The organism is Sinomonas sp. ASV322, from assembly GCF_030908245.1.
Classification (GTDB): Bacteria; Actinomycetota; Actinomycetes; order Actinomycetales; family Micrococcaceae; genus Sinomonas.
The window spans coordinates 140,472-154,171 of sequence record NZ_JAVFJJ010000008.1; the positions used below are offsets into that span (position 1 = coordinate 140,472).

10 protein-coding genes are annotated in these 13,700 nt (G+C 69.1%); 7 read left to right on the top strand and 3 right to left on the bottom strand.

What is annotated here, in order from left to right; all coding sequences use genetic code 11:
• The first annotated feature begins 10 nt into the window (after positions 1-10).
• Positions 11-1,144 (top strand): phosphoserine transaminase, encoded by a 1,134-nt coding sequence (gene serC / locus RBS12_RS12750; RefSeq protein ID WP_307966485.1) that lies wholly within the window; start codon positions 11-13, stop codon positions 1,142-1,144.
• Positions 1,145-1,251: 107 nt separating this feature from the next.
• Here the strand turns inward: serC and RBS12_RS12755 are convergent, their stop codons facing one another.
• The 3 genes from RBS12_RS12755 to RBS12_RS12765 form a co-directional block, all read right to left on the bottom strand.
• Positions 1,252-1,860: a DUF3027 domain-containing protein gene (locus tag RBS12_RS12755; protein ID WP_307966486.1), complete on the bottom strand. Its 609-nt coding sequence runs from the start codon at positions 1,858-1,860 to the stop codon at positions 1,252-1,254.
• A 1-nt stretch (position 1,861) separates the two neighbouring features.
• A complete protein-coding gene (locus RBS12_RS12760) occupies positions 1,862-2,239 on the bottom strand; it encodes a cold shock domain-containing protein (protein ID WP_307966487.1) in 378 nt (125 codons plus the stop codon).
• Between the two features lie 669 nt (positions 2,240-2,908).
• Positions 2,909-3,403 carry a DUF805 domain-containing protein gene (locus tag RBS12_RS12765; protein WP_307966488.1) on the bottom strand — a complete coding sequence of 165 codons (495 nt, stop codon included), beginning with the start codon at positions 3,401-3,403 and terminating at the stop codon, positions 2,909-2,911.
• Between the two features lie 1,014 nt (positions 3,404-4,417).
• On the opposite strand from RBS12_RS12765, the gene RBS12_RS12770 reads away from it, so the two are divergent.
• The 6 genes from RBS12_RS12770 (at position 4,418) to RBS12_RS12795 (ending at position 13,677) form a co-directional block, all read left to right on the top strand.
• Complete coding sequence (locus tag RBS12_RS12770) at positions 4,418-4,630, top strand: hypothetical protein (protein ID WP_307966489.1); 213 nt, start codon at positions 4,418-4,420, stop codon at positions 4,628-4,630.
• Between the two features lie 4 nt (positions 4,631-4,634).
• A complete protein-coding gene (locus RBS12_RS12775) occupies positions 4,635-7,031 on the top strand; it encodes a helicase-associated domain-containing protein (RefSeq protein WP_307966490.1) in 2,397 nt (798 codons plus the stop codon).
• Positions 7,032-7,127: 96 nt separating this feature from the next.
• Complete coding sequence (locus tag RBS12_RS12780; protein WP_307966491.1) at positions 7,128-8,771, top strand: DNA repair helicase XPB; 1,644 nt, start codon at positions 7,128-7,130, stop codon at positions 8,769-8,771.
• A 242-nt stretch (positions 8,772-9,013) separates the two neighbouring features.
• Positions 9,014-11,041 (top strand): prealbumin-like fold domain-containing protein, encoded by a 2,028-nt coding sequence (locus RBS12_RS12785; protein WP_307966492.1) that lies wholly within the window; start codon positions 9,014-9,016, stop codon positions 11,039-11,041.
• A 224-nt stretch (positions 11,042-11,265) separates the two neighbouring features.
• Positions 11,266-11,727, top strand: coding sequence for a DUF6220 domain-containing protein (locus RBS12_RS12790; RefSeq protein ID WP_307966493.1), 462 nt, complete (start codon positions 11,266-11,268; stop codon positions 11,725-11,727).
• Positions 11,728-11,748: 21 nt separating this feature from the next.
• A complete protein-coding gene (locus RBS12_RS12795) occupies positions 11,749-13,677 on the top strand; it encodes a multicopper oxidase family protein (protein ID WP_307966494.1) in 1,929 nt (642 codons plus the stop codon).
• Positions 13,678-13,700 lie beyond the last annotated feature (23 nt).

Genomic DNA, 13,700 nt, shown 5'->3' on the forward strand with positions numbered 1-13,700 from the left:
GGAGCCTTGAGTGAGCGAAACGACCCAGCTTGACATCCCCGCCGACCTTCGCCCCGCCGACGGCCGCTTCGGCGCGGGCCCGTCGAAGGTCCGCAAGGAACAGGTGGACGCGATCGCGGCCGCCGGCTCGACGCTCCTGGGGACGTCACACCGCCAGGCGCCCGTCAAGAACCTCGTCGGCTCGGTGCGCGACGGCCTCACGTCGTTCTTCGGTGCACCCGACGGCTACGAGGTGATTCTCGGCGTCGGCGGTTCGACCGCGTTCTGGGACGCCGCGGCATTCGGCCTCGTGCGCTCGAAGGCCCAGCACCTCTCGTTCGGCGAGTTCGGCTCGAAGTTCGCCAAGGCGACGGACAAGGCGCCGTTCCTCGAGCCGTCGAGCATCCGCACGTCCGACCCCGGGACGCGCCCGGATCCGGTCGCCGAGACGGGCGTCGACGTCTACGCCTGGCCGCAGAACGAGACGTCGACCGGCGTGGCCGCGCCCGTCCGCCGCGTCGAAGGCGCCGACGAGGGCTCCCTCGTGCTCATCGACGCGACGAGCGCCGCGGGCGGCCTCGACGTCGATGTCGCCCAGAGCGACGTCTACTACTTCGCGCCGCAGAAGAACTTCGCGTCCGACGGCGGCCTGTGGCTTGCGCTGTTCTCCCCCGCGGCGCTTGAGCGCGTTGAGGAGATCAAGGCGTCCGGCCGCTGGATCCCCGACTTCCTCGACCTCAAGACCGCGGTCGACAACTCAAAGCTCAACCAGACCTACAACACGCCGAGCCTCACGACGCTTGTGAGCCTCAACGCCCAGGTCGAGTGGCTCAACGCCCAGGGCGGCCTCGCGTGGGCCGCGAAGCGCACGGCCGACTCCGCGAGCCGCATCTATTCGTGGGCCGAGGCCTCGGACTTCGCAACGCCGTTCGTCGCGGACCCGGCCGAGCGCTCGAACGTCATCGCGACGATCGACTTCGACGAGTCCATCGACGCGGCCCAGGTCGCCAAGATCCTCCGCGCCAACGGGATCGTCGACACCGAGCCGTACCGCAAGCTCGGCCGCAACCAGCTCCGCATCGCGACGTTCGTCGCGATCGAGCCCGACGACGTCACGAAGCTCACGCAGAGCATCAACTACATCGTCGGGGCGCTTCGCGGCTGACGCCACCGTTCAAGGGTCAGGTCCCGTGGGTGCAACACCCACAGGACCTGACCCTTGAACGTTTACGGACTCACGTTATGTGACCCCTGGACGTTGGTCTGAAAGGGTCAGTCGATCTCGTCGTCGATGTCGGTGATTCCGGCGGCCTCGGCGTCGGCGGCCTCCACGGCCTCCTCCTCGGCCGCGGCGAGCTCATCGTTGTCGAGCTCGTCCTCGTCGAGTTCATCTTCGTCGAGATCTTCCTCGTCGACGTCGACCACGCCGGCGGCTTCGTCGTCGTCGGCCTCTTCTTCGAACTCCGCGGCTTCGAGCTCTGCCGCGGCCTCCTCTCCCGGCTCGCCGCTGTCCTCGGGGCGGACGCGCTCTGACCACGGCACCCACTCGGGCGCGAGGACCGAGTCCTCGCTCGGCAGGAGGCCGAGTTCGCTCACCGTCACGACCTTCGAGCGGGAGACCCGGGCCACGGTGACGAACCAGTGCCACCCCCGGTAACCGGGCCGGAGGCTTTCGAAGAGGTGCGTCACGAGGCGCTCGCCCTCGCTCTTCGCCGCAACGTGGGCGCCGATCTGCGCGGCGTCAACCGCTTCGAGCAGCGCGGCGCGCGCGACGTCGACGGCGCCCGCGAGGAGCGCGTCCGGCTTTCCGGCGCGCCACACGGGGACGCCGGGCCGGAGCATGCGGGGGGCTCCGTCGTGGGAGGTCACGGTGACGTTCATGCTAGGCGTCGAGCTGGTCCGCGACGCGGCGCAGGGCCGCGGCAATCGTCGAGGCCTTCTCGGGATACGTGCCCCTCGAGAGCTGGCCCGAGAGGTCGTCGAGGACGCTCACGAGGTCCTGGACGATCGGCGCGAGTTCGCGGGCAGGCATGCGCTTGGCCTTGGACACCGACGGAATCTTCTCGAGGACGTGGACGCCAAGTGCCTGCGGGCCACGCTTGCCCTCCGCGACACCGTACTCGAGCCGCGTTCCGGTCCTGATCTCCCCGGCGTCAGCAGGCACGGCGCTGCCTGGCAGGAAGACCTCATGGCCGTCATCGCCGGCGATGAACCCAAAGCCTTTCGCCTTGTCGAAGAACTTGACCTTGCCTGTGGGCACTGCCCTGACCCCAATCTGTCTGGTAACAGCGAACGGTTCGTCGCCGCAGAGAAAAACGGGCGCCGGTATTGGCGCCGTCACCTCTAGGTTACTGTGTTCCGCCGTCGCCGTGGCGCGGTGTGAAGGGGGCTCCGCGGGAGATGGCGGGCCCGTACGGCAGTTCCCGTCGGACCGCCGAGGGCAGCGCGCTCTCCGCCAGGTCCGTCCACCCCGCTCCCCACAAAGAGGCCACGACGCGGGGTCTGTCACTCTGCCGCCGGCCCGCGGCCGTACATTCATATTGGGTATCTGCTTGGCTGAAGTTCGTCCGTAAATGCGGAACCGGCCAGATCCGTGGGGGCCGATGAGCGCTTGGTGGACTGCGTCGACGGGCAGGACGTAGCCGGAGGACGCCGCTTGGGCCGCCGCCAAATGAGTGCTCGCGGTCCGAGAGAATCGTTCCGTGGAGAGCGCTGCTTACGTAGATTGCAGGCATACTGCGTGGGCTTCTGGTCCGACTCGAAAACCGGATCTCGGCCAAGGACCTGTTCTTGATCTTGAGTTCATCGATGCGCGGACGGACTGCCCAGATGACAGTGGTCCTGGTCGCCATGGTCAGATGGTATCCAACAGATATCACAGGGCGAGAACCCGAGGGCGTGGAGCCCCAGCCTGACGTGGCGCCCTCCGCTACATGCCCGGTTCGCCCTGACGGGGAGCGGTCGGGCGGTCGAAGCGCTGCCCGGCAGGGTTCGGGGACAGGAGCATGAAGACGAGCACGGTGATGCACCCAAGGTACGGGATGAGGAGGGGGAGCATGAGCCATCCGCTGAGGTTCGCGTCGTGGAGACGACGAGCCGTGACCGAGAGGCTCGGCACGATCGTGCCGAGGAACAGGGCCAGGAGGGCATAGCCCACGATCGCGAAGCCCGTGCCCGCGGAGCCGCGCGACGCGCCGTCGAGGACGAATGGGAGCACTTCGAGAACAAAACCGACGACGGCGTAGGCCAGCGCCACCCACCAGTACTCGGCCCGGCTCGCCCGGCCGTGGAACACTGCGTACTTGGCGAAGAACCGCACGATCGCCTGTACCGGGCTCGCCCCATAGAACGGCGCCCACAGCGGCGGCTCGCCCTGCGTCGGTGCCGCATAGGCCCGGTCCTGCGGATGCTGCGGATAGCTCATTGCGTAATCCCCTGTAGCGAATGATGTTCCAAAAGGGCACATCCTAGCCGACCCGCAAAACGGCACCCCAACCAGACACGGCCCGGTCCGAGCCTGCGTCCTCCTGCCGCCGCGGACTCAGGCGTCACCGGGGCCGGCCCCGAGGACCCGGGCGGCGGGGCCGCAGGTTGGGTGCCCGCATGCACCGGAGTAGCCGGCCCCGCCACCGCCGCGAGCGCCAGGGAAACTGGCAGGAGGAAAGCCGAAAAAGGGCGCAGAAAATCGCCGCGAGAGAAACCCAAGGAAGCCCCCCAAAGGTGCGAAACGACGGCACCGAAACCCCTTGCCCCGAACTCGGTGCCGATGACAAGGTCAATCTAGATCCAGAGAATCGATATGACAAGATTAATTCTTGAATTTGTTCTATTTCGAAAAAGACACGAGCCCCGTCGCAGCGTCCACCTATGACGAGGCCTTCCCCAACTGCCACGCCTTATGCGGCCGGGCCCACATCCGCCACGCGAACATGCGCCCACCCCCGCCATGGCAAGCCCGCCCTCATGCCCTTCCTGCCGGGCCGACTCCCGCGCAGCCCACCAGCACGCCACGACCGAAGTCGCCGAGCCCCCTCCCCGACAGAACAAACCGGATGGAAGGTATTGACATGAGGGAGGCGGCGCGCATAGTCTCAAGCTGTTGCGCAGCATTGCGGACCAGCGAGGCAAGATTGCAATGCGTCAATTTCACTGCGGTCACGACATTAAGTCCTGATTTCGAGGAATGCTGGATTAGGGCCGATATTCCAGTCGGAGCGCAGCCGACAGATTCGGATTGCCCAATCTGAAAAATTCGACGTGACCGACTTTGCTCGGGAACTTGCCGTGCCGCCACGCATCCGGGGCATCGCTTCCTCGCCATCCTGGCCTGCCGAACCCTAGTCTCAAACGGTCCACCGGACAACTCCCACATGTCCCGACGCCGCCCGCCGGAGAACAACCCACCACGAACGCGCCGGTCACTGTTAGGTTTGGTGTCATGGCGCCAACATTCCGCCGCGCTGCCTCATGGGGCGGCGCCGCCGTCGCGGTCTTCTCGATCGCCATGGTCGCGCTCGCCATAGGGCTCGCGGCGGTGGGGCAGACGCCGCCTGGCTGGATGGCCGCCGTCGTCCTCTACGGGCTGCCGCTCGCGTTCGCACTCATGGGAGCCGCCCTCGTCGCGGCGTATGTCGAGAGGAGGAGACGCTAAGGGCATGTCGTCCATCCGCGCACTCGCCGAAGAACTCGCCGCCCGGGGAAACGATTCCCTCCGCCGGCTTTTTGCAGCCCGGTCGGATCTCATCGCGCCGGGTGTCCCCGACTTCGCGGCGCTTGCCGCGCGAGCGTGCGCGAGGCTGAGCCTCCAGCGCGCGCTCGAAACCCTCTCGAAGCCCCAGCTCGAAGTCCTCGAAGCGCTCGTCCTCACGACCGACGAGGACGAGGGCCGCAGCGGAAGCGCCGTCGAGCTGCGGCACGCCGTGGGCAGCGCGACGCTCGGGACCCTCGACTCGATCCTCGCCGAGCTCTCCCAGCTCGCCCTGACCTACCGCGCGGACCCGCCGGACTCGATCCACTCGGCCTCGGGGAGCCGCCGCCGCTACTACCAGCCCGTGGCCCGCGTCCGCGAGGTGCTCGGGAGCTACCCCGCGGGCCTCGGCCGCTGCTACACCGAGCTGACCGCGGTCTCGGCCTTCTTCGCCGAGCGTGCGGCGGGCATCGTCAATGCGATCCCCGCCGCGACACCGCAGCAACAGCAGGTCGAGCACCACATCGCCGCTGCGTACGCGCTCGAACGGTGGGCAGGGCTGCCCGAGGCGCTCGACGGCGCCCCGAGCCGCACGCGCGAGGTCCTCGAGAAATTCACGAACTGGCCCGTCGGCGCGGTGCCGCACGCCGAAGCGCGCGTGCGCCCCGGCCGGCGCACGGAGAACCCCGTCGACTGGCTGCTCTCGCACGGCCTCCTCGTGCCGATCGACGACGAGCACGTCGAGCTCCCCCGGCCCGTAGGCCTCGCGCTGCGCGGCGGCCGAATCGTGCCCGAGCTCTCGCTCGAGCCCCCGGCACCGCCCACGGCGACGACGAGTGTCGCGCTCCGGCGGAACGCCGCGCTCGGCGCGATCGGCGAACTCCTGCGCCTCGTGAGCGGCCTCGCGGTCGACGCGGCCGAGCGCCCCATCGAGACGCTGCGCGCGGGCGGCGTCGGCATACGCGAGCTGCGGCGGCTCACGTCGGGCCTGCGCGCCGAGGCCGATCAGACCGTGCTCGCCCTTGAGCTCGCGGCCGCCGCAGGCATCATCACGCTCGACGTCGACACGTCGACCTGGCGAGCGACCGCGGCCGAGGAATGGCTCGCCCTCTCCCGTCCCGACCAATGGCTCCTCCTCGCGACGTCGTGGCTCGACACGGCCCGCGTCCCCACCCTCGCGATGTCCTCGGAGGGCGGCGCGCAGCTCGCCCCGCTTGCGGGCGAAGGCCAGCGCCCCGACGCCGCGGCCGTGCGGCGCCGGATCCTCGAAGTCGCGGCGGAGCTCTCCGCAGAGGCGGACGCGCCCGAGGGCCGGGCCTGCGTCGTCTCGCCGGGCGACATCCGGGCTCGGTTCGAATGGGCGCAGCCCCGTCTCGCCCGGCGCCTGCGCGGGCTCCTTGAGGGCGTCCTCGCCGAGGCGGCGATGATCGGCTTCACAGGCTCGGATGCCGTGACCCATGTCGGGGCGGCGGTGCTGCGCGGCGACTTCGACAGCGTCCGGACCCTTCTCGAAGAGATCCTCCCGCCGAGCGTGGATCGCATCCTGCTCCAGGCCGACCTCACGGCCGTGGCGCCGGGCTACCTTGAGCCGGCCCTCGCGCGGCGGCTCGCGCTTCTGGCCGATGCCGAGGGGCGCGGCCCCGCGACAATCTACCGCTTCTCGGCGGCGAGCCTCCGTCGCGCCCTCGACGCGGGCGAGGACGCCGCATCGATCTCCGAGTTCCTCGTGCAGCACGCGGAGACGGGCGTCCCGCAGCCCCTCGCGTACCTCGTCGACGACACGGCGTCCCGCTACGGGAGGATCCGCGTGGGCCGCGCCGGCTCCTTCGTTGCGGGCGACGACGAGGCCACCATCGCGGGGCTGCTCCGCGAGCCTGCCGCGCAGCAGCTCGGCTTCACGCAGATCGCGCCGTCCGTCGTCGTGAGCAACGCGACCCCGCAGGAAGTCGCGACCGTGCTCCGCGAACTCGGGCACGCGCCCGCCGTCGATTCCTCCCTCGAGCCGGTCGTCCGGCTCCGGCGCGTGCGGGGCGCCGCGGCACCCGGCCTGCCCACGCCTGCGCCGCGCCCCGCCGTCCCGAACCCGGACGACGTCGAAGCGCAGCTCAACATCCTGCGGAACCAATCCGCGGTGAGCAGCAACGGGGACGAGGTGGCCCCCATGCTCGGCATCGAGACGCTCCAGAAGGCCATCCGTCTCAAGCGGGCGGTACGCTTGAACATCGTCGACGCGCTCGGCAACTCGACCGTCGAGGAGCTCCGCCCGGTGTCGATCTCGGCGGGGCGCGTGCGCGTGTTCGACCCAGAGCGGGAAACCGAGCGCGTCCTGAGCGTGCACCGTATTATCGACGTCGAACTCGCCTGATCAGCCAGGCAGGATCGGCGTCGAGCCGGCCCGACAAACGCGTCGGGCCCGCGAGGCGGCCCGTCAGCGTGGCGTGCCGCGAGCTAGGAGTAACCAGTGTCGGATGGCCCGCTCATTGTCCAGAGCGACAAGACGATCCTGCTCGAAGTCGACCACGGGCAGGCGACCGAGGCGCGGCACGCGATCGCGGCGTTCGCCGAGCTTGAGCGCGCCCCGGAACACATCCACACCTACCGCATCACTCCGCTCGGGCTGTGGAACGCGCGCGCGGCAGGAATCGACGCCGAGAAGGTCCTCGACACCCTCCTGACCTATTCGCGGTTCCCGGTCCCCCACTCGCTCCTCGTCGACATCGAGGAGACGATGTCCCGGTACGGGCGGCTAAGACTGGAAAAAGACCCCCAACACGGACTCGTGATGCGCACGGACGATTACCCCGTGCTCGAGGAGGTCATGCGGGCCAAGAAGATCGCTCCCCTGCTCGGCCCGCGCATCGACGGCGAGACCGTCGTCGTCCATTCCTCGGAGCGCGGGCAGCTCAAGCAGGCCCTGCTCAAGATCGGCTGGCCCGCCGACGACCGCGCCGGCTACGTGGACGGCACGCCGCACCCCATCGCGCTCGAGGAGGAGGGCTGGGCGCTGCGCCCCTACCAGCGCCTCGCGGCGGAGAACTTCTGGGCCGGTGGGAGCGGCGTCGTCGTCCTCCCGTGCGGCGCGGGGAAGACGATCGTGGGCGCCGCAGCCATGGCGCAGTCGTCGACGACGACGCTCATCCTCGTGACGAACACGGTGGCCGCGCGGCAGTGGAAGGACGAGCTGCTCCGGCGCACGAGCCTCACGGAGGACGAGATCGGCGAGTATTCCGGCTCCGTCAAGGAGGTCCGGCCCGTCACGATCGCGACGTATCAGGTGCTCACCGTCAAGCGAGGCGGCCTCTACCCGCACCTCGAGCTCGTGGACAAGAACGACTGGGGCCTCATCGTCTACGACGAGGTGCATCTGCTCCCCGCGCCGATCTTCCGCATGACCGCGGACCTCCAGGCCCGCCGTCGTCTGGGGCTCACGGCGACGCTCGTGCGCGAGGACGGTCGCGAGGGCGAGGTCTTCTCGCTCATCGGACCCAAGCGCTACGACGCGCCATGGAAGGACATCGAGGCGCAGGGCTACATCGCGCCCGCCGACTGCGTCGAAGTCCGCGTGGACCTCCCCCGCGACGAGCGCATGGCCTACGCGATGGCGGACGACGCCGACAAGTACCGCCTGTGCGCATCGAGCGAGACGAAGACGGCCGTCGTCGAGCAGCTCGTGCGGCGGCACGCGGGAGAGCAGCTCCTCGTGATCGGCCAGTACATCGACCAGCTCGACGAGATCGGCGAACGCATCGGGGCGCCGGTCATCAAGGGCTCGACGAGCGTCAAGGAACGCCAGCGGCTCTTCGACGCGTTCCGCGCGGGCGAGCTTCACCGGCTCGTGGTCTCGAAGGTCGCAAACTTCTCGATCGACCTCCCGGAAGCCTCGGTCGCCGTGCAGGTTTCGGGTTCGTTCGGCTCGCGGCAGGAGGAGGCCCAGCGGCTCGGCAGGCTCCTGCGGCCGAAGGCCGATGGTCGCTCGGCGCGGTTCTACGCCCTCGTGGCCCGCGACACCCTCGACCAGGACTTCGCGGCGAAGCGCCAGCGGTTCCTCGCCGAGCAGGGCTACGCGTACCGGATCATGGACGCGGGCGACCTCGCGAAAGACTGACGCCCGGTCGCCGGTCGATTCGCATGCTGTGAATTGTGAGCTGCATCACAGATCCGTCGTAGAATCGTGACCAGCGGACCGGCGAGGGGCGCCGGCCCGAACCATGCTGGGGGCTTCGCCCGTTGCACCCGCGGGACGTAGGGCGACGCCACCCGCGGCGACCCGATCTCGGCAGCTGGGGGCCCGGCCACGGCGGCACGACCGCCGGGGTTAGCTATTCGCATGCCCGCGAAAGCAGTCCCATGAAACTCATTCGTCGCACCCGCTGGGGTGCGCTCCTCGGCGTCGGCGCGCTCGTCCTCTCGATCGCCGCGCCAGCTCAAGCCGACACCCTCAAGGGGAGCCCCTTCGATGCCGGCAACGGCTCTCTCACCACGAACGTCGCCGGCGAAATCGACTGGACAACGCCCAGTTTCGGCGTCAACTGTACGGACGTGACGTTCACCCACTTCTGTCGCGACGACCTCCCCTCGGGGAAGAACGACAACTCCTTCGGCAACGGGACCAAGGAAGACGACCAATCCCCAACCGTCGTCACGGGCGCCATTCCGCCCAACAAGAGCGACCTCACGCGCTTCTTCGCCAAAGTCGAGACTGAGAGCAACGGCCAGGACTACGCGTACCTCGCGTGGGAGCGGCAGAACAACCCGTCCGGCACCACGAACATGGACTTCGAGCTCAACCAGAGCGCGACGGTCGACGCCAACGGCATCCCCGTCCGCACTGACGGCGACGTCCTCATGGACTTCCACCTTGCCAACGGCGGCACGAGCCCGACGATCATCTCGTACCGGTGGAACGCCGCAACAGGCTCATGCCAGGCAGCCACGGCCCCGCCGTGCTGGGGACCCGGAACGACGATCACCAACTCGGGCGGCCAGATCCTCGACACCTTCCAGGCGTCGGTGAACACCGCCGTCGGCCAGGCCAACGACCCGTTCCCCGGTACGGTGCTCACGACCGCCCCCGGCGCCCTCGACCCGTTCACCTTCGGCGAGGCCGCAGTGAACCTCGAGCTTGCCAACATCATTCCGGCGAACTCGTGCTTCACGCTGAACAACGCCTACCTCAAGAGCCGTTCCTCGGATTCGTTCACCTCTGAGATCAAGGACTTCATCCTGCCGATTCACCTCGGCTTCCAGAAGTGCGGCTCGATCATCATCCAGAAGAAGACCATCGGTGGGGTCGGGACATTCAACTACACCGACACGTCAACCGCGACCGTGATCCCCGGCTCGTTCAGCCTCACAACGGCCACGGCCGGAACGCCCGTGGGCACCACGATCATGCCCGTGAACAGCACCGATCCCAAGGCGCTCCGTGCTGGCACGTACACCTTCACCGAGGGCGCGAAGACCGGGTTCGACCTGACCGGCCTCTCGTGCTCGTCCGCGAACGGGACATCGTCGACGTCGACATCGGGAGCCACCGCAACGGTGAACCTGACCCCCGGCGACACCGTGACATGCCTCTACGTGAACACCGCCCGCGCGGCGCTCCACGTCAAGAAGGTCACGAACCCGAACCCCGACACGACGAACGCGAGCTTCGGCTTCACGGGCCCCAACAACGATTCCGCATCGCTGATGAACGGCCAGACCTTCGACCGGACGAACCTGCTCCCGGGCTCGTACGTGTGGACTGAGACTGCCAAGACGGGCTGGGACCTCACGAATGTGGCCTGTGGGACCGGCGGCACAGGAAGCGTCGCGAACCGTACCGCCACCTTCAGCCTGACCCCGGGCTCCGACGTGACGTGTACCTTCACGAACACGCAGCGCGGCACGATCACCATCCACAAGCAGGATGACGCCAATCCGGCGGTCCCGCTCGCCGGTGCCGTGTTCACGCTTCTCGATCCTCAGGGGAATCCGCTGCCGGCCGGCACCGCGGACAGCCTGACGTGCATGACCAACGCGAGCGGCAACTGCTCGTTCACGGACGTGCTGCCGGGTTCGTACCTCGTGCGTGAAACAACGACCCCGCCCGGATTCACGACCGCGGCTGACCAGTTCGTGACAGTGGCCCCCGGCGCGACCGTGACGCTCACGTTCACGAACCCGCGCCAGTTCACGATCATCGTCCTGGTCTGCAAGAACGCCGATTCCTCGCTCTACCCGAGCCAGGTGACGGTGGACGGCTCGACGCTGACCTCGCTCGGCGCTGCTCCGGCCGGGCTCACCTCGGCCCAGCTGTGCAGCCTCGGCGGCGCATCGTTCAGCCCGAAGGCTGTGGGGAGCCACCCGGCCAGCGTGCTGATCCCGCAGTGATCTCCGGCCTCCACACCAGCTGAGACGAACCGTGAGGGCTCCGCGAAAGCGGGGCCTTCACAGTTCGTCCATCAATTTGTGAAAGACCTCTGGTCAGAATTTGGGTGTGGCCCTACCATGAAGGGGCTGGGAATCAGACTGCGTCGGTTTCTGGGATCCCTCGCCGGGGCATCGACGCTGCGAACGGCGCGTCGTCACCGTGCACCCATGATCAAGGACCAGCCATGCGCAAGCTCTTCCTCGGTGTCTCCGCTCTCCTTTTCCTCGACACGCTCCTCCAGCTCTACTTCGCCGGCTTCGGAGTCTTCGGCGAACACGTCGTCGGCGGCGACGAATCGTTCACTCCGCACTCGATCAACGGCCAGTTCGTTCTCCGGGGCCTCGCGCTCCTCGCGATTCTCTTCGCGGCCCTCGCGAAGGCGGGGAGATCAACGATCTGGCTCACGGTCGGAATCTTCCTCATGACGTACGTCCAGCTCATCGTCTTCATCCTCGGCGGGATCCTGAGCGGCGGAAGCCGCGAGCACCCGAACCTGCCCGGAGCGTGGATGGTGTCCGTGCATGCCGTCACCGGTCTCCTCATCATCTTCATGACGTACTGGCTCTTCCGCCGCGCCCGCAGGCTCGTCCGGACGGGGAGCGCCCGGAGGGCCGGCAAGCGCCAATCCGTCTCGACCTCGGCCTGATCTGCCTGCAGGCCGAGCCCCATGGCACCGTCCGCGATCCTCGGCATCGACCTCATCGTCGCGGCCGTGTGCGCGGCCGTGTGGATCGCTGCGCTCGCCGCCCACCTCATCGGGGCGCGCGCGACGGCGCCGGGCTGGCTTCCAGCCTGGGGCTGCACGGCCGCGGCGGCGGGCGGATTCCTGCTCGCCGCGGCCCGTGCCGCACTCCTCGCGGGAGGCCCGCCCGCACTCGTCGGCGACCGGCTCCTCGGCTTCCTCGCCCTCACGGTTCCTGGGGCGGTCATCGGCGCGGGCGGGCTGGCCCTCGCACGGCGCCCACGCGGCGTCGCGCGCAGCATCGTGCCGGGGGCGCTGACCGCGGCCGCGGCCATGACAACTGCGGGCTTCGTCGCCGTCCTCACGCTCGGCACGCCCGCGGGCTGGCTTCCCCTCGCGGTCCTCGCGGTGCTCCCGGTGGTCGGCACCGCGTGCGGCAGCCTCGCCTTCTCCCGCGGCTGGCCGCACCGCGCGACGATCGCGGTCGAGGCGCTCGGCGTCGCGGTCCTCGCGGGCTCGCTCGCGGTCTCGTGGATGGACAGCCGCGCCGAGCCGCCGTCGTCGTTCACCGCGACGGGGCACCATGCCGCGACCGCCGCGGCGGCCACGGCGCCGCGAAGCGTCGAGACGCTCCGCGGGCCCGCACCGACCGGACGCTTGCGCGAATTCACCCTCCATGCGCGGACCCAACGGGTGACGCTCGACGACGGCACGAGCGTCGACGCCCTCACCTTCGGCTCGCTGCCCGGACCCGAGCTGCGCGCGACGCAGGGCGACACGATCCGTGTGACCCTCGTGAACGACGACGTCGCGGACGGCGTGACCCTCCACTGGCACGGCTACGACGTGCCGAACGCCATGGACGGCGTGCCCGGCGTGACCCAGGACGCCGTCAGGCCCGGCCAGAGCTTCACGTACGAGTTCCCGGCCGCACAGGCGGGCACGTATTGGTACCACACGCACCAGAACGCCTCCGTCGATGAGCCCAAGGGGCTGTACGGCGCGCTCGTGGTCATTCCGGCGGACGTGCCCACGGCAGAAAGTGCGGCCGGCGTCGCGGACCTCACGGTGCCGATCCACACGATCGGGGGCGCGACACTCTTCGGCCCGCACGCGCAGCCGTGGACCGAGCTGCTCCCGCCCGGGACCGCCGTCCGCCTGCGGATCATCAACACGGACCAGATCACGCAGCGGCTGAGCCTCGCCGGGGCCTCGTTCCGGGTCGCGGCGGTCGACGGCGCCGACCTTGCCGGGGGCGCGGAGCTCACCGGCACGGTCCTTCCGCTCGCGGGGGGAGGACGCTACGACGTCGTCCTCACGATGCCCGACCACCCCGTTCAGCTCGCGCTCGACGGCGCGCGCTCGGGCGGGCTCACGCTCGCGCCGCCCGGATCGCCGTCGCCCGCTCCGCGCTTCGCCCCGGGGCCCGAGCTCGACCTCGCGACGTACGGTGCCCCCGCAGCGACCGCCGCCGTGCCGCCGGCCGATCTCGCCGTGACGTACACGCTCGACCATCTCATCCGCTTCGTCGACGGGATTCCGCGGTTCGCGTACACGGTCAACGGTGCGGTCTACCCGAACATCCCGCCACTCGTTGTGCGCGAGGGCGACCACGTGCTCATGACCATCGTCAACCGAAGCGACGACATCCACCCCATGCATCCCCACGGGCACCACGTGCGCGTGCTCTCGATCGACGGGCAACCCGTCGTCGCCGACCTCCGCATGGACAGCCTCGAGGTCAGGCCGGGCCACGTGTGGACCGTCATGCTCACGGCTGACAACCCGGGGATCTGGATGGACCACTGCCACAACCTCGCGCATGCGCGCGACGGGATGATGTTCCACCTTGCGTACGACGGCGTGACGTCGCCGTTTGGGCACGGCGGCGCCTTCGCGAACCGTCCGGAATAGTCACAGCTGGCTTGCATGGGCCG

Bases quoted from the DNA above. Each gene is read 5' to 3' on its own strand.
- RBS12_RS12795 (WP_307966494.1), top strand. From the start codon at position 11,749: ATGGCACCGTCCGCGATCCTCGGCATCGACCTCATCGTCGCGGCCGTG.
- RBS12_RS12770 (WP_307966489.1), top strand. From the start codon at position 4,418: ATGGCGCCAACATTCCGCCGCGCTGCCTCATGGGGCGGCGCCGCCGTC.
- RBS12_RS12765 (WP_307966488.1), bottom strand. From the start codon at position 3,403: ATGAGCTATCCGCAGCATCCGCAGGACCGGGCCTATGCGGCACCGACG.
- RBS12_RS12775 (WP_307966490.1), top strand. From the start codon at position 4,635: ATGTCGTCCATCCGCGCACTCGCCGAAGAACTCGCCGCCCGGGGAAAC.
- RBS12_RS12755 (WP_307966486.1), bottom strand. From the start codon at position 1,860: ATGAACGTCACCGTGACCTCCCACGACGGAGCCCCCCGCATGCTCCGG.
- RBS12_RS12785 (WP_307966492.1), top strand. From the start codon at position 9,014: ATGAAACTCATTCGTCGCACCCGCTGGGGTGCGCTCCTCGGCGTCGGC.
- RBS12_RS12790 (WP_307966493.1), top strand. From the start codon at position 11,266: ATGCGCAAGCTCTTCCTCGGTGTCTCCGCTCTCCTTTTCCTCGACACG.